Origin of the sequence: Micromonospora sp. NPDC050200 (genome assembly GCF_040656135.1) — a bacterium.
Lineage (GTDB): Bacteria > Actinomycetota > Actinomycetes > Mycobacteriales > Micromonosporaceae > Micromonospora.
Window position 1 is genome coordinate 1 of the sequence record NZ_JBFALG010000070.1, and the last position, 23,544, is coordinate 23,544.

At 69.7% G+C, this 23,544-nt stretch carries 20 protein-coding genes and 3 pseudogenes; 11 read left to right on the plus strand and 12 right to left on the minus strand.

The features are described from left to right. Positions 1-128: 128 nt before the first annotated feature. Positions 129-1,685, minus strand: a complete 1,557-nt coding sequence (locus AB0I41_RS30075; protein WP_357113969.1) for an ABC transporter substrate-binding protein — start codon at positions 1,683-1,685, stop codon at positions 129-131. A 199-nt stretch (positions 1,686-1,884) separates the two neighbouring features. Between AB0I41_RS30075 and AB0I41_RS30080 the strand changes: the two genes are divergently transcribed. Continuing rightward, positions 1,885-2,679, plus strand: coding sequence for a FadR/GntR family transcriptional regulator (locus AB0I41_RS30080; protein WP_357113970.1), 795 nt, complete (start codon positions 1,885-1,887; stop codon positions 2,677-2,679). A 71-nt stretch (positions 2,680-2,750) separates the two neighbouring features. Here AB0I41_RS30080 and AB0I41_RS30085 read toward each other — a convergent pair whose 3' ends face one another. Then, the gene (locus AB0I41_RS30085) at positions 2,751-3,452 is read right to left on the minus strand and encodes a FadR/GntR family transcriptional regulator (RefSeq protein ID WP_313721095.1); all 702 of its coding nucleotides are present in this window, start codon (positions 3,450-3,452) and stop codon (positions 2,751-2,753) included. A gap of 589 nt (positions 3,453-4,041) precedes the next feature. After that, the gene (locus AB0I41_RS30090) at positions 4,042-5,904 is read right to left on the minus strand and encodes a sialidase family protein (protein WP_357113971.1); all 1,863 of its coding nucleotides are present in this window, start codon (positions 5,902-5,904) and stop codon (positions 4,042-4,044) included. Between AB0I41_RS30090 and AB0I41_RS30095 the strand changes: the two genes are divergently transcribed. Further along, the gene (locus AB0I41_RS30095) at positions 5,845-8,667 is read left to right on the plus strand and encodes an SGNH/GDSL hydrolase family protein (protein ID WP_357113972.1); all 2,823 of its coding nucleotides are present in this window, start codon (positions 5,845-5,847) and stop codon (positions 8,665-8,667) included. The genes AB0I41_RS30090 and AB0I41_RS30095 overlap by 60 nt on opposite strands. 207 nt (positions 8,668-8,874) lie before the next feature. Then, positions 8,875-9,132 (plus strand): hypothetical protein, encoded by a 258-nt coding sequence (locus tag AB0I41_RS30100; RefSeq protein WP_357113973.1) that lies wholly within the window; start codon positions 8,875-8,877, stop codon positions 9,130-9,132. Between the two features lie 169 nt (positions 9,133-9,301). Here AB0I41_RS30100 and AB0I41_RS30105 read toward each other — a convergent pair whose 3' ends face one another. Further along, complete coding sequence (locus tag AB0I41_RS30105; RefSeq protein WP_357113974.1) at positions 9,302-9,892, minus strand: DinB family protein; 591 nt, start codon at positions 9,890-9,892, stop codon at positions 9,302-9,304. Positions 9,893-10,078: 186 nt separating this feature from the next. On the opposite strand from AB0I41_RS30105, the gene AB0I41_RS30110 reads away from it, so the two are divergent. Continuing rightward, positions 10,079-10,744: a Type 1 glutamine amidotransferase-like domain-containing protein gene (locus AB0I41_RS30110; RefSeq protein WP_357113993.1), complete on the plus strand. Its 666-nt coding sequence runs from the start codon at positions 10,079-10,081 to the stop codon at positions 10,742-10,744. 46 nt (positions 10,745-10,790) lie between these two features. Here the strand turns inward: AB0I41_RS30110 and AB0I41_RS30115 are convergent, their stop codons facing one another. Both AB0I41_RS30115 and AB0I41_RS30120 read right to left on the minus strand, forming a co-directional pair. Then, the gene (locus tag AB0I41_RS30115; RefSeq protein ID WP_357113994.1) at positions 10,791-10,985 is read right to left on the minus strand and encodes a hypothetical protein; all 195 of its coding nucleotides are present in this window, start codon (positions 10,983-10,985) and stop codon (positions 10,791-10,793) included. 133 nt (positions 10,986-11,118) lie between these two features. Continuing rightward, a pseudogene (locus AB0I41_RS30120) lies at positions 11,119-11,332 on the minus strand (IS5/IS1182 family transposase); the annotation flags it as partial. A 128-nt stretch (positions 11,333-11,460) separates the two neighbouring features. On the opposite strand from AB0I41_RS30120, the gene AB0I41_RS30125 reads away from it, so the two are divergent. The 5 genes and pseudogenes from AB0I41_RS30125 to AB0I41_RS30145 all read left to right on the plus strand — a co-directional run. Further along, positions 11,461-12,324: an alpha/beta hydrolase gene (locus AB0I41_RS30125; protein WP_357113975.1), complete on the plus strand. Its 864-nt coding sequence runs from the start codon at positions 11,461-11,463 to the stop codon at positions 12,322-12,324. A 192-nt stretch (positions 12,325-12,516) separates the two neighbouring features. Beyond that, positions 12,517-12,747: pseudogene (locus tag AB0I41_RS30130) on the plus strand (conjugal transfer protein TraC); the annotation flags it as partial. 61 nt (positions 12,748-12,808) lie between these two features. Then, positions 12,809-13,180 carry a hypothetical protein gene (locus AB0I41_RS30135; protein WP_357113976.1) on the plus strand — a complete coding sequence of 124 codons (372 nt, stop codon included), beginning with the start codon at positions 12,809-12,811 and terminating at the stop codon, positions 13,178-13,180. A 240-nt stretch (positions 13,181-13,420) separates the two neighbouring features. Beyond that, positions 13,421-13,885, plus strand: coding sequence for an integrase core domain-containing protein (locus AB0I41_RS30140; protein WP_357113977.1), 465 nt, complete (start codon positions 13,421-13,423; stop codon positions 13,883-13,885). Continuing rightward, positions 13,834-14,658, plus strand: a pseudogene (locus AB0I41_RS30145) (hypothetical protein); the annotation flags it as partial. The gene AB0I41_RS30140 and the pseudogene AB0I41_RS30145, both read left to right, overlap by 52 nt. Positions 14,659-14,965: 307 nt before the next feature. On the opposite strand, the gene AB0I41_RS30150 reads toward AB0I41_RS30145, so the two are convergent. Beyond that, a complete protein-coding gene (locus AB0I41_RS30150) occupies positions 14,966-15,865 on the minus strand; it encodes an integrase core domain-containing protein (RefSeq protein ID WP_357113978.1) in 900 nt (299 codons plus the stop codon). Positions 15,866-15,954: 89 nt separating this feature from the next. On the opposite strand from AB0I41_RS30150, the gene AB0I41_RS30155 reads away from it, so the two are divergent. Then, entirely contained in the window at positions 15,955-16,197 is a 243-nt protein-coding gene (locus tag AB0I41_RS30155; protein ID WP_357113979.1) for a hypothetical protein, read from the plus strand. 73 nt (positions 16,198-16,270) lie between these two features. On the opposite strand, the gene AB0I41_RS30160 is transcribed toward AB0I41_RS30155, so the two are convergent. Genes AB0I41_RS30160 through AB0I41_RS30170 form a run of 3 tightly spaced genes read right to left on the minus strand, consistent with a single transcriptional unit; the run spans position 16,271 to position 19,019 of the window. Beyond that, positions 16,271-17,734, minus strand: a complete 1,464-nt coding sequence (locus AB0I41_RS30160) for a hypothetical protein (RefSeq protein ID WP_357113980.1) — start codon at positions 17,732-17,734, stop codon at positions 16,271-16,273. After that, positions 17,731-18,648, minus strand: a complete 918-nt coding sequence (locus AB0I41_RS30165; protein WP_357113981.1) for a hypothetical protein — start codon at positions 18,646-18,648, stop codon at positions 17,731-17,733. Before AB0I41_RS30165 ends, AB0I41_RS30160 begins: the two co-directional genes overlap by 4 nt. After that, entirely contained in the window at positions 18,645-19,019 is a 375-nt protein-coding gene (locus AB0I41_RS30170) for a hypothetical protein (protein WP_357113982.1), read from the minus strand. The genes AB0I41_RS30165 and AB0I41_RS30170 overlap by 4 nt, the downstream gene beginning before the upstream one ends. Before the next feature lie 98 nt (positions 19,020-19,117). On the opposite strand from AB0I41_RS30170, the gene AB0I41_RS30175 reads away from it, so the two are divergent. Then, entirely contained in the window at positions 19,118-22,567 is a 3,450-nt protein-coding gene (locus AB0I41_RS30175) for a CHAT domain-containing protein (RefSeq protein ID WP_357113983.1), read from the plus strand. Between the two features lie 203 nt (positions 22,568-22,770). Here the strand turns inward: AB0I41_RS30175 and AB0I41_RS30180 are convergent, their stop codons facing one another. Both AB0I41_RS30180 and AB0I41_RS30185 read right to left on the minus strand, forming a co-directional pair. Beyond that, positions 22,771-23,223 carry a hypothetical protein gene (locus tag AB0I41_RS30180; RefSeq protein WP_357113984.1) on the minus strand — a complete coding sequence of 151 codons (453 nt, stop codon included), beginning with the start codon at positions 23,221-23,223 and terminating at the stop codon, positions 22,771-22,773. Positions 23,224-23,260: 37 nt separating this feature from the next. Then, a complete protein-coding gene (locus tag AB0I41_RS30185) occupies positions 23,261-23,410 on the minus strand; it encodes a hypothetical protein (protein WP_357113985.1) in 150 nt (49 codons plus the stop codon). Positions 23,411-23,544 lie beyond the last annotated feature (134 nt).

Below are 23,544 nucleotides of genomic sequence, written 5' to 3' on the forward strand. Positions count from 1 at the left end.
GGTCTCGTGTTTCATTTGGGGGGGGCCGCGTCTTCCGGCCACAACCCCTACTGTAAAGCCCCCCCCCCCCCGCGGGGGGGGGGGGGGGGGGGGGGGGGGCGGGCGCGCCCCCCCCCCCCCACGAGGGGTCAGACGCGCTGCGCCTGCAGCAGGTTGATGCCCGGGTATGCCTGCGGCCGGACTCCGGTGAGTTTTTTCGGATCCCAGGCGGTCATCAGCTCCGTGTGCAGGACGGGGTAGAGCACTGCCTGCTCCGCGATGACGTCGAGGTACTGGTGCAGCAGCTCCAGCTTCTTCGTCCGGTCGGGCTCCTGGGTGGCCTTGTCCATCAGCGCGAACAGGCTCTTGGCCGCCGGGCTGGTGTCCCACTTGGTGTACTTCATCCAGGTGCCGCCGGAGGTGTAGTTGTAGCGGAGGATCAGGTCCGCGTCCAGGCCGAACTGGTTCGGGTTCGACGCCGCCGCGACCACCTGGTAGGACTGCGACTGGTCCATCTTGGTGAAGAGCGCGGCGGTGTCCTGCGGTTCGAGCGTGGTCTTGATGCCGACCGCTTGCCAGGAGTTGGCGATGGTGGGCAGGCAGTCGGCGATCCAGCTGACGTTCACCGCCATCAGCGTGACGGACAGGTTCGTCACGCCGGCGGCGGCCAGCAAGGCCTTCGCCTTCGCGGGATCGTAGTTGTAGGCGGTCTTCGCCTTGGCGTACGACGGATTCTGCTCGTTGAGAAAGCTCGTGGCCGGTGTGCCGTGGCCCTTGAGCGCCACGTCGATCATCTTCTTGGTGTCGATGGCGTAGAGGAGCGCTTGGCGCACACGCACGTCGTCGAAGGGCTTCTGGGCCGTGTTGAACATGAGGAACATGTGGTTCATGCCCTTGCCGCCTTCGACGGTCAGCCCACCGCTGCGCAGCTGGTCGATGTTGGCGTACGGGATGTTGTCGGCGATCTGGGCCTCGGCGCTGGCGCCGGAGATCTTCGCGACCCGGGCTGGCGCATCGACGATGGACAGCCAGTTCATCTTCTTGATGACGGGCTTGCGGGGGCCGTTGTAGTCGGCGAACGCCTCGAGCACGGTGTTGGACTTCGGGTTGTGCGCGACCATCTTGTAGGGGCCGGAGCCGACCGCCTTGCCGCCCTTGGCCGCGTCCCAGCCGCCGGGTGCGCCGAAGACGTGCTTCGGCATGATCTTGGCGATCGCCAGGCGCTGCAGGGCGTCGGGGAACGGGAAGTTGAAGACCAGTTCGACGCTCGTGTCGTCGACCTTGCGCGCCTCCTTGAGCCAGGTTCCGAAGAAGGAGTAGGTGAGCGTCTTGGCTGCCGGGTCGAGGATGCGCTGGAAGGTGAAGAGCACGTCGTCGACTGTGACCGGCTGGCCGTCGTGCCACTTGGCTCCCTGCCGCAGTGTGAACTTCCACGTGGTCGCCGAGGTGTCGGCCGGCAGGGCGGTGGCCAGGGCCGGGTAGGGCTCGCGGGTGATCGGGTCGGTGTCGACCAGTCCCTCGTAGATGTGGTTGATGGCGGCCATGGAGAAGGCCGACGCGGTCATGGTCGGATCCCAGCTCTGGTTGTTGCCGTATCCGATGACGGCGGTCACGAGGCCCTTGTCGCCGCCGGCCCCCGCCGAACTGGTGGACGCGGGGCCGCTGCAGGCGGAGAGGGTGGCGGAGATGGCCGCCGCGGCGCTCACCGTTCCGCTGTAGCGCAGAAAGTCGCGGCGGCTGAAAACTGGCCGAGAAACCGGAGCGCTCACGGTGCCTCCTGTGGGGTATCTGGCTTCGCCTTGAATTGATCTCTTCGAGCCATCACGTTGGACGTCCTACGTCCCACGTCTTAAAGTGGAGGCTAGGGGTCGAGCTCGCCCCCAGTCAAGAGCAAATGACCGGGAGATGTCCGTGGTGTTTCGTCCTGATCGTCAACGCACTGGCGACGCCTCCGACCAGCCCGCCACCGTACGCCGCGGTCCCGCGGACGGGCGCCGTCGGCTCAGCCGTGCCGTCGAGGTGCAGGAAGCGGTCAAGGGCATCATTCTGCAGCGCGGGTTGACCACAGGGGACCCGCTGCCGACCGAGTCCGAGCTGATGGAGGAGCTGGGCATCGGCCGCAACTCGGTCCGGGAAGCGCTCAAGGTCCTTCAGGCCGTCGGGATCGTCGACATCCGCCATGGCTTCGGGATGTTCGTCGGGCGCATGTCACTCAACGGCCTCGTCGACGAGCTGGCGTTCCACAGCCGCATCACCCTGCAGGACGAGCGCAACCACCTCGAGCACCTCATCGAGATCCGCGAGATCCTGGAGAGCGGACTAGTGCAACGCCTGATCGACCTGCGGGGCGAGGGCGACCTGACGACCCGCCTCGCCACGGCCCGCGACGTCATAGCACAGATGGAGGCCGAGGCGCTGGTGGGCCCGGTCTCCCCGGAGACCGACCGCCGCTTCCACGACGTGCTCTACCACCCCCTGGGTAACCCGCTCGTGGGCAGCCTGCTCGGCGCCTTCTGGGAGGTCTATCACCAGCTGAGCGACGACCTCGGCCCGCCCGACGAGACGCCCGCCGACGTGGCTCGCAAGCATCGCGACATCTACACGGCCGTCATCACGGGGGACCGCGCGTTGGCCGCGACGGCGATGCGCGCGCACTTCGACGGCGTACGCGCCCGGCTGGCCCGCCTGGGGCAACACTGACCGAGTCCACCTGCCTCGACCGCGGTGGTGCTGTGTGGAAGAGAGGACAGTTGGCGCTGACCCGACCCGGCTCAGGCCGCTTCGCTGTCGAGCGGCTTCGCCGCCTGCGCCGATTCGGCACGGGCGATGCGCTCCTTGACGTCGCGGAAGTGCCGTTGCATCGCCTCCTGGGCCGCGGACGCGTCCCGGGCGCGCAGCGCATCAACGATCCGCCGGTGGTTGCCCACCGTCACATCCATGCGCTCTTCCGGCGCTCCCAGCAGCGGCTCAACCTGGTGGTAGACCTGCCAGAACAGGTCGATCAGCTGCAGCACGAGCTCGTTGCCGCAGGATTCGTAGAGCAGCGCGTGGAAGGCGCGGTCCGCTTCGAGATCGTTCTGCATCGCGGTCACGAGGGCGTCGAGCGCCGCCAGCCGGCTCGGACTGGTCGAGCCGGCGACCCGCGCGACGAGCGCGGTCTCCAGCATCTCCCGCACCTCCACGAGGTCATGGAGCGCGCGGACGCCATGCGGGCCGGAGCGGATCCGGAACTCCAGCGACGTGCCGAGCACGTCAAGTGAAGCTCGGCCGACGAAGGTGCCGAACCCGTGGCGGATCTCGACGATGCCCAGCGCCTGCAGCGCCCGGACCGCCTCGCGTACGCTGTTGCGACTCGCGCCCATCAGGTCCATGAGCTGCGTTTCGGTCGGCATCGGAGCGCCGGGCTGGAGCTGACGATCGTGGATCAGGGCCACGATGCGGTCCTGAACCGTCTCGCCGTTGCGTCTGGCCATCCCGTGCCTCCAGGCTCTACCGCGGCTGGCGCACATCCTACGTCCGGGCAAGCACACCCCGCTGAGGAGCAATGTACACGCGGCTCCGCCCGCTGGCCTGCTGGTGTCGCCTGTGTTCCATACGTCAAGCGGACATCCCATGTCACGGTTCACGGAGGTGGACAAACCGCGTCCGCGCTGCCGCCAGCGACCGGTTGAGGGTGTGGCGTCGAACTCGACTTTGACCAGCGACGTGTACCCCTCGTCGATGAGCGCTCGCAGCCGTTTGGCAGCGACCGGGGGAGAGGGGTACCAGAGGAAGCGGGAAGGCTCGGGTTGCCCCCCACCTGGTAGGGGAGATGGGCCTATAGCCACGGCTCGTGCCCGGCAAGCGGTGCGTAGCCGCCGTAAGGGAGCGCCCAGAGCTGCTCGACGCAGGTCATGCTGACCCGGCGCCGGCTGTGGTCGGTGCGGCCGCCGGCTCCGCGGCTCTGTCCGAGTACCTGGCGGCCATCGACAGAGACAGCCGTCAACGCGTGATCTGTGAATGCATCCGGCGCAGGTGGCGGTGCCCCGCCAGATGACCGCTGGCGGGGCACCGACGCTGTGGCTAGCGCTGGGGGTTGATAGTCGCGAACGGGAGGCGGAGCCGGAGCTGGCCGGCGATCGGGACGTTGTGTTCCCGGATATCCCGCAACTCCTCGGGGGTGAGGGCGCGGCCGTAGATGCGGAACTCGTCGAGGGTGCCGCGGAACGGGTTGTTGAGGCCGTCGACCCGCCGGCCGAGGTAGATGCTGTGGATGCCGAACTCCTTGCCGGTGGTCACCGAGCCGCGGGGGGCGGCCAGGTCGGCGACGGTGGCGCCGTCAATGAAGACCATGACGCGGGTTGCCGTGCGTTGCATGGCGACGTGGTGCCAGAGCCCATCGTTGTACGCGCCCGCGATGGTGATGTTCGCGTCGCCCTGGCCGGTGCCGACGACACCCCGGATGCGGTTGCTCGCCGGTTCGGCCCGCAGCCAGATCTGCGCGGCTCCCGTACCCACCTGGTGGAACCACCAGATCACGATGTTGCCGGTGGTTTCGCTGTACCGGAACCATGTCATGATCGTGAACTGGTCGTCCCCAAGGTCGACGTCCGGGTTGTACGGCACCTCCACGTGGTCGTCGACGCCGTCGAGCGCGATCCCGGTGCCGTACCGTCCCTCGGTCAGCGTCACGCCGCCGCGGACGTAGGCGGTGTTGTCGTAGCGTGGTGACGCGTCTGGGGTCGTCGGTCCCGGCGCCGGTGGCGGCGGCAGGTCCGGCGGCGAACCGTTCGGGGTGTCGAGGTACGCCTCGTTGAACCTGACGAACTGGACCACCTCGTACAGGGCGGCCACGCCGCCTTCGTACAACACCCCGGCCACGGGGCCCGCGACCGGGTCGGTCTCGATCTTGACGAGGTCGGAGTACCCGCCCGGACCCCAGCTGATAACCTTGCCTTCCTGCCAGGTCTCCCACGTCTGGGCCTCGTCGTACGAGGACCGGATCGTCAGGGCCTCGCGCTTGCCGGGGTTGGCGGGCCCGGAGAACAGGATGCGGTCCCGCGCGTCGCCTTCGTCGGTGGCGGTGAGGCGCAGCAGCGCTCCCTGCACGACCGGCATCATCAGCTCGGGCACCATCTGGAACGGCGCGTCGAAGCCTTCGGCGCCGTCGCTGGAGACCGCGTACGCCCGGGTGCCCTCAGCCGTGCCGGCTTCCCGCACGTTGACGTAGATCCGCCCGTCGGTCAGCTCCACCAGCGTTGACTCGTTGACGAAGATGTCGTTGGCGGCGCCACCGGCGCTGGCACCCAGGTGCCAGGTCTCGCCGCCGTCGTCGCTGTACCCGAGGTGGATGCCGGCGATGCGGCGCCCGTCGGGCGCGAAGGACTCATGGTTGGCGCTCATCACCAGCCGCCCGGCGTGCGGGCCGCGTTTGAGCTGGATCGCGTGCACCGGGCCAGTGGCGTACCAGGCTGTCCACTCCGGCTGCATCAGCTCGGTCATCTCCCGCGGCGCGTTCCAGGTCGCTCCGTGGTCGTCGCTGATCTGCAGGAACGGAACGCGGCCACCGCTCCCGGTGCCCGGGTTGTGGGTGGTGAACAGCACGACCCGACCGGTTCGTTCGTCCACGATCGGCATCGGGTTACCGTGCGTGTCGCCGTTGCCGCGCGACACGACCTGCAGCGGCCCCCAGCTGCGACCGCCGTCGTGGGACCGCTTCAGCACCAGGTCGATGTCGCCCCTGTCGTCACAGTTGTTGATCCGGCCTTCGGCGAACGCCAGCAGGTCTCCGTTGGTGGCCTTCACGATCGCCGGGATCCGGAAGCAGAAATGCCCGTCCGTTCTTGCCGTGTAGACCGCCTGCTCCTCGTGGTACGGCTCGGCGGCGTGCGCGGTGCCGGGGGTGAGCAAGGCGCCGACCATCGCCGCGATTGCCGCAATGGACAACCATCGATGGTGTCTCCGGCAGTGTCTCTGTCTGGTCATGAATGCGATACCTCCACTGGTCACCACTTGGCGGATCGTGTCGAACGGCAGGTGAGCCGGAGTTGCCGGTTGTCGCACCTGTTGCGCTCGTGGATCGTCCGCGGCTCTGCCCGTGCCGCCCACCTCTCGTCACACGTAAGAAACGTTGCCGGACATCCTACGTCCGAGGTCGCTTACCGCAAGCCCCATTGCTGCCTACCGTCCCGCGACGATCTGCCTACGTCGATCAATTTGCGCGCTATGACGCACCTGGCGAGCAAGGTAAGTCGCGATCGGACGGAAAGCCGGTCACCTGTTGACCGCGACGGGGGCGGGGAGCAAACTCGTTGTCGATCGGGAGGAGATCCCATGTCCTACATTCGGAGAATGACGCAAACCGCCAGCACCGTGCTCGCGCTGGTGCTCGGCCTGACGAGCCCGGCCTCTGCGGCCGGCCAGAACGCCCAGTCGACGGCACCGCCGGATGGCTGGGTTGGCACCTGGTCGGCCTCGGCTTCCGGCACCGTGCCCAACCTCCCCACCGGATATGCGGACCGGACCATCCGCAACGTCGTGCACACCAGCGTTGGTGGTGCGGGTGTGCGGGTCTCACTGACCAACGTCCTCGGCACAGTGGCGGTGCGGATGGACGCGGTGACGGTCGCGGTCGCCGATGCGCCCGACGCGCCGAACGCGCTCGCGGGCACGATGCGCGAGCTGACCTTCGGTGGCGCGCCGTCGGTGACCATCCCGGCCGGCGGCGAGGTGCTGAGCGACCCGATCGCCCTTGCCGTGCCGGAAGACGGCGACCTTCTGGTCAGCGTGTACACCCCGGTGCCGTCCGGGCCGGTGACCTATCACCAAGTGGCCAACCAGACTTCGTACCTGTCGCAAACCGGCGATCACGCGGCCGACGAGTCCGGTGCCGCGTTCACCCAGACGATCACTTTCTGGCCGTACGTGAGCGGCGTGGACGTCCTGGGAGATGCCGAGGGCACAGTGGTCACACTCGGCGACTCGATCACCGATGGCAACAACTCGACCCGGAACGCGAATCACCGCTGGCCGGACTACCTGGCCGACCGGCTGATCGCTGAGCCTGGGTCGACCCGGCTCGGCGTGCTCAACGCCGGCGTCAGCTCGAATCGGTTGCTCAACAACACATGGAACCCCAACGCCCTGTCCAGGCTGGACCGCGATGTACTGACCGCGACCGGCGTGCGCTCGGTGGTCGTCCTGTTGGGCATCAACGACATCGGCGGCCAGCCACAGCACCACGAGCCGTCGCAAATCATCGCGGCATTGGGCCAGCTTGCGGCTCAGGCCAAGGCAAAGGGGCTACGGGTCACCGGTGGCACGCTCACGCCGTTCGGCGGGTCGAGCAACTACACCGAGGAACTGGAAGGCGTACGGCAGGCGGTCAACGACTTCATCCGCGACGGCGGCGCGTTCGACGCGGTGGCCGACTTCGACGCCGCGCTGCGGGACCCCGCGACGCCGAACCGGCTACGGGCGGAGTACGACTCCGGCGACCACCTGCACCCGAAGGACGCCGGCTACCAGGCGATGGCGGCGGTCGTTGACCTGGGAAAGCTCGACCGCCGCCCGCCCGGCCACTGGGTAGGCACCTGGCAGACGGCCATGGCGCGCACGACGCCCGGTGCCGACCAGGGCATGCCGAACCACTCGATCCGCAACGTGGTGCACACCAGCGTGGGTGGCGACGCGGTCCGCGTGCGCCTGTCCAACGCGCTCGGCACGGCGCCGGTCCTGATGGGACGAGCGACCCTGGCGGTGGCGACCAAGCCCGACGCACCGGAGGCGGTCGCCGGCACGATGCGCGAGCTGACCTTCAGCGGCGCGCCGTCGGTGACCATCCCGGCCGGCGGTGAAGCGCTCACCGACCCGATCTCCCTTGCCGTGCCGGCAGACGCGGACCTGCTGGTGACCGTCTACACCCCGACGCCGTCCGGCCCGGTGACCGAGCACCCGCGCTCGTACCAGACGTCGTTCATCACCGCGGACGGCGACCATGCGGCGGACGAGCAGGGCGCCGCGTTCACCCGGCCGACTACGGCGTGGTACTACGTGACCGGCGTGGACGTCCGGTCCACCACCTCGCGCGGCGCGGTGGTGACCTTCGGCGACTCGATCACCGACGGGGACAGGTCGACCATCAACGCGAACCTGCGGTGGCCCGACGTTCTCGCCGACCGGCTCGCCGCCGAGCCGGGACCCACCAAGCTCGGCGTGGTCAACAGCGGCATCAGCGGCAACCGGATCCTGGACAGCAGCACCGGAACAGGGATCGGTGGCCCGAACGCGTTCGCCCGCCTGTCCCGGGACATGCTGACCACGTCCGGGGCGCGCACGGTGATCGTGCTCGAGGGGGTCAACGACATCCTCAACCTCGCACACCCCGACGCGGAGACCCTGAAACTCGCCCTGCGGCAGATCGCCGCCCAGGCACACGCCCAGGGCCTGCGGATCGTCGTCGGAACCATCACGCCGACCAAGGGATGGCGCTCCTACACCGAGGAACGGGACAACGTGCGGCAGGCCGTGAACGAGTTCATCCGCACGAGTGACGACTTCGATGCCGTCGTCGACTTCGACGCGGTGGTGCGTGACCCGGCCGACCCGCAACGGATCAACCCGTCGTACGACTCGGGCGACCACCTGCACCCGTCGGACGCGGGCTACCGCGCGATGGCTGAGGCCATCGACCTCGGCACACTTCGCTGAGCGCTGGCTGCGTGCTGCCCACCCAGGTCGGCACGCAGCCACCCGCCGGAGCGGTGACGCGCGGCGAGCAGCGATCCGCCGGATCATCCCGGCCCAGCGCGGGACTGTACAAATAGCGGCTGATCGACCGATCAAGGGAGAGACGCCAGATGACGACCGAGATCACCTCGGGGCAGGAGCCGGCCGGCGGGTCGGCTCAGCAGCGGGATGGGGGCGCTGCTGCTGCTCGACGCGGTCACCGCCGTGTATGTGTTCACCGCGCTGCCGCCTGAGCGCGCCCCGCGGCATAATGCGCCGCTGTGGTACCTGTCGACCATGAGCTGGTGGGATCCGGGCCTGGTCGACGGCGCGTACCGGCAGCTCGAGGACTCGATCAAGATGCTGCCGCCGGTGCTAACCATGTACACGGTGTTCCTGCTCGCCGTGGTCGCCGTCACCGCGAGCAGGCCCCGACTGGCCGCGTGATCGGTTTGACTCTCACCTAACGGCAACGTCGAACCTGGTTCTCTACACCACGGGTAAGGTCGCCGAACTCGCCACAGTGACCGTGCGGACGCGTACTGGGGGCAGCCCAGTGCACGCCTTTGCCGATGGGCGGATGCGCACCTCACCGTCGTATCGACGGACCGGGCGGCTACTCGAATTGGTCAGCGAGCTTCGTCAGCTTGGTGACATACGCCGGCCAGTCATGGTCGTGGGGGACGTTGGTTTTCTCCCGCCGCACGCCGATCGCCCCGTCGTGCTGCTCGCGCATGATGTCGGCGTGACCCGCGTGACGCGCGAGGTCGCTGATCACGTGGACGATGATCATTTGCAGCGTCACGCCCTGTCCACCGGGCCCCCACCACGGCACCCGCCCCGGCGCGTCGAGCGGTAGCTGTTCGATGGTCTGGTCCGCGAAGACCCCGACACGGCGATAAAGGTCGATCAGCCCATCTTTCGTCTCGTCCTCCCGTGCGTACCAGCATGCTTGCGGATCGTCCTCGAGCACCTGGACGGGGACCAGTTCCTCGGGTGTCGGGAACTCGCGCCCGAAGGTAGGCCCGAAGTAGCCGGCTTCGACATGGAGGCAGTGCTTGAGGACTCCCAGCAGGTTGTTGCCGGTCGGGGTGCGGGGCAGTCTGGCCTCGCGCTCACTCAGCCCGTCGAGCTTCCAGATCAGGTTCTCGCGAGTCCCCTGGAGGTACTTGTGCAGCGCGGTCTTCGGGTCGCTCAGGTCAGCCATGGCCGCCAGTCTTCCTGATGCGACCGAGCCGTTCGTGCGAGGTGTCGCCTACAAGATCAGCGCGGCAGGGCGGGACTCCGGACGCATTCGTCAACACGCTGGTCGCCCGATCTCCGAGTTGTACACCGCCTGACCGGCCGGCCACACCGTCTCTGGCCGGCGTGCGACAGAATTGGAGCCGTGCGAATGCTGCTGACCTCGAACGGACTGGCCAACGACACACTGCGACAGGCGTTTGCGGAGTTGCTGGGCAAGCCCTGCGCCGAGGCCCGGGTCGCCGCGATCGTGACCGCCTCGCTCGGCGAACCCGGCGACCACGGCTGGTTCGTCGAGGCGCTCGCCGACCTGCACGGCATGGGCTGGGGCGAGCTCGACGTGCTCGACCTCAACGGCCTGCCGCGGGACGTGTTGGAGGGACGTCTGGGCAGGGCCGACGTCTGGTGGGTCACCGGCGGCAACCAGTTCCATCTCGCTCAGAGCATCGCCCGCGCCGGCCTGTCCCAGGCGTTCCCGAGGCTGCTGCGCGAGAAGGTGTACGTCGGCACCAGCGCTGGCTCGATGATCTTCAGCCGGCGCTTCGACGAGCGGGCGGCCGACCTGCTCGGTGACCTGGCCGACCTCCACCTCCTCGGCGAGGAGCGGATCGAGCCGGCCTGCCCGCTGTTCGACTGGTACGTCAAGCCGCACCTCGACTCCCCGTCCTTCCCCAACCGCGACGAGGCCTGGGCGGACCGGCTGGCGGCGAGCGTGGACTTCCCGCTCTACCTGCTCGACGACAACTCCGGGATCCGGGTCCGCGGCGACAAGGTGGATGTCGTCTCGACCGGGCGCTGGCGGCTGGTCGGGCGATGACGGCGCCGAGCCTGCCGCGCGAAAGTCGGAGGACACCCGCGGCCGCCTACGGGAGGATGGCGGCATGACGATGCACGCCGACCAGCTCCACGTCGACGCGCAGACCGTCCGCCGGCTGGTTGAGGTGCAGTTCCCTCAGTGGCGCGGACTGCCGGTCACCGAGCTGCGCACGCCCGGGACTGTGAACGCGATCTTCCGGATCGGCGACGACCTGGCCGCCCGCTTCCCGCTGGTCGGTCACGACCTGGCGCAGGCCCGCGCGTCGCTGATGGCGGAGGCCGAGGCCGCGCGTGAACTGGCCGACGCCGCCACCGTGCCCACCCCGGAGCCGGTGGCGATCGGGGAGCCGGGCGCGGGCTATCCGCTGCCGTGGAGGTGCGGTCCGAGCACGCCTCGGTGGCGATGCGTTCGTATCCGGAGCCGTGGACCAGGGCGTCAACGACGTGGGCGAACACGACCCGGTTGGGTACCTGCCGCCGGTGGCAGCCCAGCGGGTGGGTCGGGTCGAACTCCGGCCGCTCGGGCAGCAGCGCGTCGAACTGGACCCACACGGGCTCGCTCCAGCAGAGATGATGGGATCGCGGGCACGGGCATCCTTGTCGATCACCGAGCGTAGAGAACTCACATGATCGTTGATGCCTGTGCCCGCTTGCTGCCCTGGTGTGATCTTCTGACCGAACTTACGCCCTATTGCCGGTCGCTCTTAGTCTCAGTAGATGACTCGGAAGGCGCGGGAGATGCGGATCAATGTCAACGGTGTCGAGTTGTGCGTGGAGACCTTCGGGAACCCGGCGGATCCGCCGGTGCTGCTGGTTGGCGTCACCATGCTGAGCTGGCCGGACGAGCTGTGCGCGGCGCTGGCCGGGCGGTATGTGGTGCGCTACGACCTACGCGACGCCGGCCAGTCGACGTTCGTCGACCCGGACACGCCCACCTACGACCTGCGCGACCTGGTGACCGACGCGTCCGAGCTGTTGGTGGCGCTGGATCTGGGGCGTACGCACGTGGTCGGGATGGGCGTCGGCGGTTTCATCGCGCAACTGCTCGCGCTCGACCATCCCGACCAAGTCGCGTCGCTGACGCTGGTCTCCACCCGTCCGGTCGCGCCCGGTCCGGTCGATCCCGACCTGCCCGACCACGCGCCGGAGATGATGGAGAAGCTGTTCGGGCGTCCGAAGCCGGACTGGACCGATCGGAACAGCGTGGTCGACTACATGACCAGCTCCGCGCGGCTGATGTCCGGATCGAGAGGATTCAACGAACAGGACGTACGGGCGGCTGCCGGGTCAGTCTTCGACCGAGCGGGACGCACGGCGAAGGCGCAGCGTGCGAGCCACCTCGGCAGCATGTTCGCGGCCATCGATTGCCAGCCGCGGTGGCGCCAGCGGCTCGGCGAGATCACCGCGCCGACCCTGGTGATCCACGGGGACGAGGATCCGTTCTTCCCACACCGGAACGGGGTCGTGCTGGCCGCGGAGATCCCGGGCGCCACGCTGCTCACACTGTCCGGCATCGGCCAGGGCGTGCCGCGCGTGACGTGGCCAGCCGTCGTGGACGCCCTGTTGCGCCACACCTCCTGACCGCTGCTCTGGCCCAAGGGTGGCGCATGAGGCATTGGACGCCGCCTACATCGCGGTCGTCTCACTGAATCTGGCCTGTCCGGCGACGATCGGGCCGCCTTCGGTGAGACGCCGGCCGGGTGGCGTGAGACAGCAGAAGATTGACTGAGAAAACCAAGCGGTCGGAGCAGAAATATTGAGAACGGAGCGACCGACGCCGTCGGCGGCGCCGTGGTCCGCCTCGGTGTGGCCGGGGTGAAGGTCAACCCCTTCGACCTGCCGGCCGGAGACACCCGGCCGGACGTCCTCACCCGCCGAGGGCTGTTCCTGCACACCCTGATCGCGGTGCTGCTGGGCCAGCAGCCGCCACCCGCCGAGCGGGCCGCCCTGGACCGGGCGATCCTGGCCGTCTACCGGGCCGCGGGCATCACCGCAGACCCGGCCTGTACCGTGCCAAAACTCGTCGCACAGGGTGTGAGCTGCTGTTTCGCGACAAGGACGCAGGATGGCAGGCGTGTTGGTTCGGCTGCTGTACCTGAGTGCGGTGCGGATGTTCGGCTGGTTGCCGCTGGCCACGTGCAGCGAGTCCGCGCTGGTCGCAGAGTTGCTGGTGCTGCGCCATGAGGTGGCGGTGCTACGCCGTCAGGTCGGTCGGCCGCGCCTGTCGTGGCCGGAGCGGGCGGTGTTGTCCGCGCTGGTCCGGGCACTGCCACGGAAACTCTGGAGGCATCGGATCGTTACCCCAGCCACCCTGCTGGCCTGGCACCGCCGGCTGGTCCGCCGGCACTGGACCTACCCGAACCATCCCGGACGACCACCGATCAGCGACGACCTCCAGGACCTGATCCTGCGCTTGGCCAGCGAGAATCCCGGCTAGCAGCACCGGCGCATCCAAGGCGAACTCGTCGAGCTCGGCCATCGGGTCGGCGCTGGCACCATCCGTCGCATCCTCGCCAGCTCGAAGCACGGTCCTGCCCCACCCGGGATCGACACCAATTGGAGGACGTTCCTGCACCCGCAGGCGTCCGGCCTGCTGGCGACCGACTACTTCCACATCGACACCGTCACGCTGCGCCGGTTGCATGTGCTGTCCGTCATGGAGATCACGACCCGACGGGTGCACATCCTCGGCGTCACCGCCCACCCGACCGCCGCCTGGACTACCCAGCAGGCCCGCAACCTGCTGCTCGACCTCGGTGACCGCATGACACCGTTCCGGTTCCTGATCCGCGACCGCGACGCCAAGTTCACCGCGTCGTTCGACACGGTGCTCGCCACCGAAGGCATCGACGTGGTGAAGACTCCGCCACGCACCCCCAGGGCGAACGCGTTCGCGGAACGCTTCGTGCGCAGTGTCCGGGCCGACTGCACCGACCGGATATTGATCTACAACGAACATCACGCCCGTACCGTGTTACGCGACTATGAGGACCACTTCGACCGGCACCGGCCACACCAGAGCCTGAACCAGCATCCACCCGACTACAACCCCGGCGTGGTCGTCACGATCGACAAGCCAATCCGGCGGCGCCGCGTCCTGGGCAGCGTGAGCTACTCGCAAATTCGCAGCTCACAAGCCTGAAACAGAGTTTTGGCACCGTACAGGCCGAAGGCGGTTTCGCGGTCCTGCCGAGGGGCTCGCGGGCGTCGGTGTCCGGTGAGCTGCTGCGCTTCTTCACATACTGGCGCCAGACCAGTCGTCGCACCGACTACGACCTGTCGGTGCTGCTGCTCGATGACGAGTTCCACACCGCGGGCCAGGTGTCCTGGACGAACTACCACCACAACGGCGTGGTGCATTCCGGCGACATCACCGACGCGACGAACGGTGCGACCGAGTTCATCGACGTGCCCCTGACAGCCCGCGGGCACTATGTGGTTCCGCAGGTCAACATCTATGCGGGCGAGTCGTTCGACGAGGTCGCCGAGTCGATGTTCGGGTACCAGACCCGCACACGGGACCAGCGCGGCGCCCCATTCGACGCACGGACCGTGCGGGCGCGCTCGCACCTGCGTGGCCAGGGCCGGGTCGCGCTGCCGATGGTGTTCGCCAGGAGCGAGCGTGGCTGGCAGGCCGTGTGGCTGCACCTGTACCTCCGGGGTACGCCGTCATTCAATCGGCTGGAGGAGAACACGTTCACCACGGCCGACCGGGTACGGGCACTGATGGAGCGGCGATACCTCACCGTGTCCTACCTTGTCGACCGGTGGCGCGCGCGGGCCGAGGTAATGACGTGGGACGGCCGGTTGCCAGACGAGCCGATCACGTTCATCGGCATCGAGGCGCCTGAGGACCTACCGGATGGGTCGGAGGCATATACTCTCGATCGGCTCAGTGAGCTGATCCCTGCGTAAGCGGCGACGGCCGAGGCCATGCGGGCGCTTCCTGCTATTCCGTTCGATTCGGGAACTCCGCGCAAGCGGAGGATCTGGTATTCAGCGCCCGCGCTCTCCTCGGCCCTCGCCGGCGAGCCACAGGAATCTTTCGGCCACCTTCCGACCTGGCCGGGGAAGCAGCGCCACGCTGCCTCGACGACGCCTCACATCGGCAGCTCCGGATGTCGTGACCAAACACCAAGACGCCCACCGATCAGCCCCACCCGTCGCCGATCGGCAGGTCAGCCGCGACGGTCAGCCTGTCGGGCTCGTAAATGCGGTTCGGCTACGCTGCCTGCGAATATTTGTTGATCAGGCCGCCCAGGATCGGGTGTCGTTGGACCCGGGCGGTGGTGAGGTCAACGACATGTGGCGGTGGGTTCGGTGGCCGCTGGTCGAGTGATCGGTGCGGCCGGTGGCGGTTGTAGTGTGCGGTGTACTCGGTCAGGACGCCCGCCAGGTGCCGTTCGCCGGCGATGAGGATCCGGTCGGTGCACTCGCGACGTACGGTGCCGACCCGGCGTTCCGCAAAGGCATTCGCCCTTGGGGCCTGCGGTGGTGTTCGGATCATGTCGATGCCCGCGGCGGCAAACACCGCGTCGAAGGCGACGGTGAACTTCGTGTCCCGATCTCGCAGCAGGAACCGCAGCCCGTCGGCCCGGTCGCCGAGGTCCATGAGCAGGTTCCGCGCCTGCTGGGTCACCCAGGCACCGGTCGGATGTGCGGTGACACCGACGACCTGTACCTGGCGAGTCGCGAGTTCGACGAAGAACAGCACGTAGATCCGTTTGAGGAGCACGGTGTCGACCGTGAAGAAGTCGCAGGCCAGGATCGTGTGCGCCTGGGCGGTCAGGAACTGTCGCCAGGTCGGGCCCGCCCGGCGTGGTGCCGGGTCCACGCCGGCGCGGTGCAGGATCTTCCACACGGTGCTGGCCGCGATCCGGTAGCCCAGACCAATGAGTTCGCCCTGCACGCGCCGATGCCCCCAGGTCGGATTCTCTCGGGCCAGGCGCAACACCAGCTCACGGATCTCCCTGTCGACGGGTCGCCGGCCGCGCGGTGTATGTGGGTAGGTCCAGTGCCGGGCGAGCAACTGCCGGTGCCGGCGCAACGGCGTCGCCGGGGTGACGAAGAACGCCGACCACCGGGCGCGGGGCAGCAGCCGCGACAACGCCGCCAACACCACCCGGTCACAGGGTTGCACATCAGGGCGGCCCGACAGGCCAGCTGTGGGCGCAGGAGAAACTTGAGGCATCTGGCTACTGCGCGATACGGGTGCTGCTTGCATCCGACAGCCCGATCGGTCCGCTCGATGCTGGCGTAGAAGCCATCCTGGACAAATTCACCGCCCTCGGCGTCATGGGTACCGGCAAGTTCGGGCTGGCCGTGATCGATGTTCCACCGGACGCTGATCTCTCCATGGTGCGCCACCTACCGGGCACGGGCCATCGCAATGCCTGGTGGGACTACGACGAACTGTGCGTCACCGATGTGCGGAAGACGGCGACGTCGCCGTAGGCTCCCATCTCGCAGATGGGCAACCCACCGCGCCTCGACCATGCCTCTGATCTGGGCGGCCCGCGGGCGTGTGCTACAACTCCGCCGCACGGCGGTACAGGGACCGCGCCTCGTCGAGCGCCGCGAACTCGCCTGTGCGGTGATGCTTCAGCTCCAGCACCGCGGCGAGGCTCCGCAGCGGACCCGCCTCGGCGGGACCGGCCGCCACCACCCGGCGCAGCAGCGTGACGGCCTCCTCCAGATCGGCCACGTCGCCCGTCAGTTGGTAGCGGTCCGCGAGCCACGCCGCCAGGTTGTTGAGATCCTCCCACTGCGGCGTGGCGGCGACCAGTTGCCGGCCCAGGGCGATCGCCTCGTCGAGATCCTTCCGGCGGTCCGTCGTCCGGAAGCGGTTGCCGAGATCCACCGAGAGCCCGGCGACCTGGGACTGGTACGCCGGGTCGTCGGTCCGGAGCGTGCCCACCACCCACCGCCCGAGGTCGATGCACTCGTCGAGATCGCCGGGCCAGCTTCGCGCCTGGTACCGCTGTCGCAGCGCCATCAGCAGGCCCTGCCGTCCGGACATCGGGTCGGCGCCGACGCTCGTACTGAATTCACGGCACAGTTCGATCGTGCGGTCCAGCAGCGCGGGTTCCCGGTCGACAACCTCCAGCAGACCGGCCAGGACGGTGCTGAGCTGGGCGACCCATTCCTGACCCGCCGTCGGCCCGGACGCGAGACAGGCCAGCGTGAGCCCGGCGACCTCGCCGATTCGCTCCGGGTGGCCGTTGTGCCGCAGCCAGAGCCCGCCGGCCATGCAGACCGCGCCCCGATGTGACGGTTCTTCCGTCATGGCGAACAACCGGCTGCCGGTGGTGACCGCGTCGTCGAGATCCGTGGGATCGCGCGTGGCCGCGAACCGGTAGGTCAGGGCCGAGACCAGCAGTGCCAGGAAGTGCGCCGGGTCGGGCGGTTCGTCGGCGAGCACCTCGCGCAGCCACGAGATCAGTTCCGTGGCCGCCTGTGGATCATTGTCCAGTTGCGCCACCTGGTGCAGCGCGAGCGAGAACATCATCGCGTCGTGACGCTGCCGGTCGGGATCCCGGCCGGGCGCTCGCGCCGCCTGGCGCAGCAACGCGACCGCCTCGTCGAGTGCGGCCCGGTCACCCGTCCGCTGGTGTTCTTCGAACCGCCGGTTGCCCTCGTTCGACGCGGCTCCGGCACGGAGCGCGCTCGTCGTGTGCCCGGTCCGGTCGAACATGTCGGCCAGCATCCGTGGCACCAGCTCCGGCCGCTCCCGGTGCACGTGGACCATCAACTCGATCGTGCGTTGGAAGTCGGGCGTGTCCTGTCCGTTGCCCTGCTCGCCCCAGCGGCACCAGTACAGCCCACCGACGACGTAGCACACGTCGATGTCGCGCTCGGGATTCGCGACGGACGCCAGCAGCCGATCCGCCTCCCGTGCCGCGGCCGGTTCCAGGATCGGGCGAGTGTCCCCGGTGGTCGTGTAGCGGGCGAGCCGCGCGCGGATGGCGTCGAGAAGCTGATCCCTGTTCACGGCCGATCGCCTTCCGTCCAGTTGTCCTTGCGGAGCAACGAGGTCAGCTGTTCACCCACGTCCCGGGTGAGCCGCTGCGGACAGTCGACGCCCATCGTGGCAGCGAGATCGCGGCCGTGCACGTCCACCGCTGACTCCAGCAACTCGGCGAGGACGGAGCCGGTGGCCCGTCCCCGGCGCCAACCGACCACCGCCGTCCCGGCACCGACCAGCAGCGCGGGCCAGCACGCGACGCCGAGCAGGAGATAGGCGACGCCCCACGCCACCAGTTGGGTCGCCGACGAGAAGTCCGACCGGGCCACCTGCAGCGCGGCCCGCGCCTGCTCGGGCAGCACGAGCCACAACCGGGGCCACGCGGAGACCAGATCCAGGTGATACGCCGACAGCACGCGCAGGTCCGCCGCGTCGATCCGGTCGCCGAGCCAGAACGCGCGGCGCGGCGCGGTGAGCGCGATCCGGTCGCGGGCCAGCGCGAGGCGCTCCGCGTCCCGGGCCAGCGCGGTGGCGTCGACCGATCCGGTGACGTGCGCCCGGCCGGCCGCCAGCAGCGCGGATTGGTAGCGCTGCTCGGCGGCCTCCCAGCGCCGCAGCCGCCGACGCGTGAGCAGTCGCGTCACGGGGTGGGTGGCCTCCGCGAGCCAGATCCGTTCGATAACCGAGCCAAGGGCTCGTACGGCGAGGCCGACGAGCGCGGCGGCGGCGGCCAACCCGAGCAGGACTACGCCGAGCGTGCCCGCGCTCCGCGTGGCCGGGTCCGCGGCCAACTGGTCGACGCCCCTGGTCAGCCCGCTGATGTCGGTGCCGTACCGCAGGGCGGCGACGGCCACCATGAGATACAACGCGCCGGGCAGCACCAGCAGCTGCCACCACCGGTCGGCGAGTTTGCCGCCGATGGTCTCCAACAGCTTGGTCACGGGCGCAGCCGGACAGGCTCGAGCGGCCTACCGAACACCCGGCAGGTGTCGTCCCGACCCGGCCGGGCCACCCGTGCGCAGCGACCGCCCGGGCATGTCATGACCTCCAGCACCGGGTGGCCGCCGAGGCCGGGCAACTGCGGCGGCGCCGACCGGTGCGAGCCGAGGCCACCGGCGTACCCGGCGCGCAGCAGTTGGTCGTCCAGTTCGTCGAGGCACTCCGCGAGGGCCGCCGGATCCTCGCCCGCGCGAACCCGCTCGGCGATCGACGTCGCGAGAGTACGCATCGGGCCCTCTGCGGCGAGCGGGCCGGCCTCCTCGTCGAGCCGGGCGCAGAGCACGGCGAGCTGTTCCTGCGCGAGCGTCTCCACCCTTGCCCTTCTTCGGCCCTGCACCGGACTTTCGGGCCATGGTAGCGGGTTCGCGCCTCCCGTCTCGACGGCTTGCGTCGGCGTGGAAAGCTGCTGGGATGGTCGACCGGGTGCGGGCGAGGGTGCGACGGTACCTCGATGACGGCGACAGCCAGGCCGTGCTCGAACCCGCCGCCCTCGACGACGCGACCGCTCTGCTGGCCGCCCGGGGCGGTGATCCGACCGTCGACCACGCCGTCGGGCTGCTGTACCTGTGCCGACACATGGCTCGCGGCGCGTCGGGGACGACGCGGGACGCGCGGCGGGCGGCGCGGCTGCTGGTCCCGTTGGCAGACCAGGTCCCACCCCGGGTGCTGGAGCAGCTGCGCCAGGTCGGCACGACGGCCGACGAGTGGCAGGACCAGGCATTCGACCTGGTCGAAGCGGGGTGCCCGGACGAGGCGGTCGAGCTGCTGGAAGACGCCGTGGCGGCGACCGTACCGGGTTCACCGGAACGGCTCGCGTGCCTGACGAACCTGTACGTGGTGGTTCGCGCCGCGGGTGGGGACGTGGTCGGGCTGACCGACCTGGGCAACGAGGTCGTTGCGGCCGCCGGCGGCAGGCTCGACGACGACCGGCTGTCGTTCGTGGCGGTGTTCGGTGAGGACCTGCGCAACCGCTTCGCCCGTACCCGGGAACCGTCCACGCTCGACCAGGCGATCGCCATGCTCCGGCACGCCGCCGGGTCGCTGCCACAGGACGACCCGAACAAGGTCGCCGCGACGGCGGGCCTGTGCTCCGCCCTGACGGACCGGTTCGAGGCGGCCGGGGACGTCGCCGCACTGAAAGAGGCCGTGGACGTCGGACGACGCGGATCGCGCGAACTTCCCGAGCGGGACCGCAACTTCCCCGGCTTGCTGGACCGTGCCGCGGAGGCGGCACAAGAGCTGGCCACCCGTACGGGCGATGACTCCCTGGTGGCGGAGGCGCTCGCGCTGCGCCGCCGGTGTCTCGACCTGCTCGCGCCGGACGATCCGCGGCTCGCCGCGATGTCGACCAACCTCGCCGCGACCCTGTTGAACGGGCCCGACGACCCGGCGGCACTGAGCGAGGCCGTCCGGGCGACCGACGAGGCCATCCGTACCTCGTCCAGTCCGGAGGTCCGGGTCGCGGCCCTCGACAACCGGTCGACAGCGTGGCGCCGCCTCTACGAGGCCACCGGTGTGGAGAGCGCCCTGCGCCAGGCGATCGAGTCCGGTGAGGAGGCCCATCGGCTCGGCGGCGGCACCATCGCGCTGTCGCTGGCGCGGCAGCGGGAGTTCGACCGGACCGGCGATCCCGCGCACCTCGATCGGGCCGTCGAACTGCTCCGGGTTGCCGTGGCGACCGGCGGGCACACGGTCACCCGGGCCAGGGCGCTGCATCTGCTCGGAACGGCCCTGCTCAATCGGCACACCAGCACGGGCGACACGGTTGCCCTCGACGAGGCGGCGACGGCGTGTCGGCGTGCCGTCGCCCTGCTTCCCGAGGGCCATCCGGACCGCACCAACCACCTCAACTCGCTGGGCGGCATCCTGCTGAGCCGGTACGACCGTACGGGCGTCGGACCGGTCCTCGCCGAGGCGACCGACGCGTTCCGCGCCGCCGTCGCGGCCACCCCACCGACGCATCCGCATCGGGCCGGGATGCTGCGCAATCTCAGCAACGCGCTCGGGCGCGCGACAGAGTACGACGAGGCCGTCAGCCTGCTGCGGGAGGCGATCGCCGCCGTACGCCCGGGTAGTCCAGACGAGTCGTCGTTCTGGAACGACCTCGGCATCGCGCTGCGGCAACGCTTCGACCGCACCGGAGACGCGGCGTCACTCGACGAGGCGATCGGTCTGCTGCGGAAGGCGGCGGACGCCGCTCCGGCAACGAGCGCGGCCAGGCCGAGGCGGTTGAGCAACCTGGGTTTCGCGCTCGCGCGGCGGCCGGGTCGGGACGCCGAGATCGCCGCGATGTTCCAGGAGGCGGCGCTGTCACCGCTGTCCCCGACGCCGGAGCGGGTCGAGGACGCGCGGGAGTGGGGGCGGACGTGGGCTCGCGGCGGTGACTGGCACCGTGCGCTGGCCGGGTTCGAACTCGCGGTCGAGCTGCTGCCGCGGATCGCCTCGCACGGGGTGGGTCGTCGGGATCGGGAACACGGTCTCGGGCGCTTCGACGGGCTCGCCACCGACGCGGCGGCCTGCGCGCTGCATGCCGGGGACACCGCGAAGGCCGTTCGCCTGCTCGAACAGGGACGTGGGATCCTCATCGCCCAACAGCTCGACCCGCGGGCGGACCTGACCGCGCTGCGTGCGCGGCACCCCGAACTCGCCGACGCGGTGGACCGGCTCCGGTCGGACCTGGAGTCCGCGCCCGGCTCCGCCGCCCCCGCCGGCGGTGACTGGCTCGACAACGCCGGCCGGGAAGCCGACCGCCGGCACGGTCTGAGCCGGGAATGGGAGGGGTTGATCGCGCGCATCCGGGCGCTTCCCGGGTCTGCCGACTTCCTCGCCGCGCCCCCGCTCGACGCGCTGCGGGCGGAGGCTGCCGCCGGGCCGATCGTGCTGATCAACGTCAGCCGCTACCGGAGCGATGCGCTCATCCTCACCGCCGGCGGGACCGACGTCGTGCCGCTACCGGAGATCACGCCGGCGAGGGTTGCCGAACAGGCCGGGGAGTTCCACCGCGCCCTCCACGTCGCGCAAACCCCCGGACCGGACGAGAGGCGGGCTCAGCAGACGCTGACGCGGATCCTCGGGTGGCTGTGGGACGCGCTCGCCGACCCGGTCCTGGACCGGCTGACCGCTGCGGAGCGCGTCTGGTGGTCGCCGACGGGGCAACTGGCGTTCCTGCCGCTGCACGCCGCCGGCCATCACGAACGGCCAGGTTGTTCGGTACTGGACCGGGTGGTCTCGTCCTACACCCCGACGGTGCGCGCGTTGCGGCACGCGCGGGCCCGAGCGGCGGGGGCGACGGAGCGGGGACTCCTCGCGGTAGCGATGCCCGACACCCCCGGCGCCGCACGGCTACCCCACGCACAGCGGGAAGTCATGCGCCTCGACACCGCCCTCCGCCTCATCGGCCCCGAGGCGACGGCGGAGCGGGTGCGGGCCGAGATGACGCGGCACGCACAGGTCCATTTCGCCTGCCACGGCATCAGCGACCAGAGCGAGCCGTCGGCGGGACGACTGCTGTTGCACGACCATGAGAAGGATCCGTTGACCGTGCAGGACGTCGCGCGGCTGGACCTCACCGGCGCGCGGCTGGCGTACCTGTCGGCGTGCCAGACCGCACACGGTGCCACGCATCTGTCCGACGAGGCCGTACACATCACGTCGGCGTTTCTGCTGGCCGGTTATCCGCAGGTCATCGGGACCCTCTGGCGTGTGAACGACCGCGTCACCGGCCTGATCGCCAGGAGCGTCTACCGCGGACTTGCCCACCATGGCTCGGCCGCGGCGTTGCACGCGGCCGTACGCGAGTGCCGTGCGACGTACCCGGACACGCCGAGTCTCTGGGGCGCACACATCCACACCGGCGCGTGACCTCGCCCGGCGTACGCCGCGTGACCTCCTCGATGACGACGGCCGGAAGGTGTCGGTCGCGGTGGGGGAGTGCAGGAAGCCCGCGCCGCCCGCGACGATCGCGCCGAGAGTCGCCCCCACCATCGGGATCAGGTCGGCGATGGCGACCAACAGTGCGATCACGGCGGCGTACGGCACGCCGGTGAGCGCGAGCACCACGAAGGTCAGCGGGCCGCAAATGAGCTGATCAGCAGGTTCCCGCTGACGTAGCCGGTGATGGTGCGTGCCGACTCTCGGCCGATGCGGCGCAGCCGCTCCGCCCGATCGCCACCGGCCAGGGCCAGCGTCCGGGTCGTGATCTGCGGGGCCTGCCCGACCATCAGGTACGCCAACACCACCGCGGTCAGCACTCCGGCGACGCCCTGCGCCGTCCCGCGGGCCAGCCCCACCGTCGAGCGGCCGAGTTGGCCGCCGAAGCACCGGAACTCGTCGGCGTGGGCCTCGGCGTAGCGGCGCAGGTGGAACCGCTCCAGCAGTTCGCCGACTGGCCCGCGCCCTGCCCGTGCCTCGCGCAACAGATCGGGTGCATGGTGGGCGAACCGGGCCAGCTCGTTCAGCAGGGGCACTACGAGGACCACGGTGAGCGCAGCGAGCGCCACGAAGGTGGCCAGGAACACGAGCAGCGTCGCGGCCGCCCGACGCCGGACGAGCCGCCTACACCCTTCTGCGGACCCAGCCGGCGATCGCAGTCGCGACGAGCAGGATTGCCCCGACCACGGTGAGCCAGAACAGGCCCTTGACCACGAGCCCGATGATCACCAGGACCAGCCAGAGCAGCAACAGGGCAACGATCAGTGCGATCACGGGTGCCGCCTACCCGTACGTCGGCCGCACAAACCATGCGGCCAACGGTGAGGGTCCAATCCGCTCGGCGGCCTGGGCTTCCCCTGAAGTGCACCTGCGCCGCCGCAGGTAGCGGCTGCTGCGATCGACCAGGG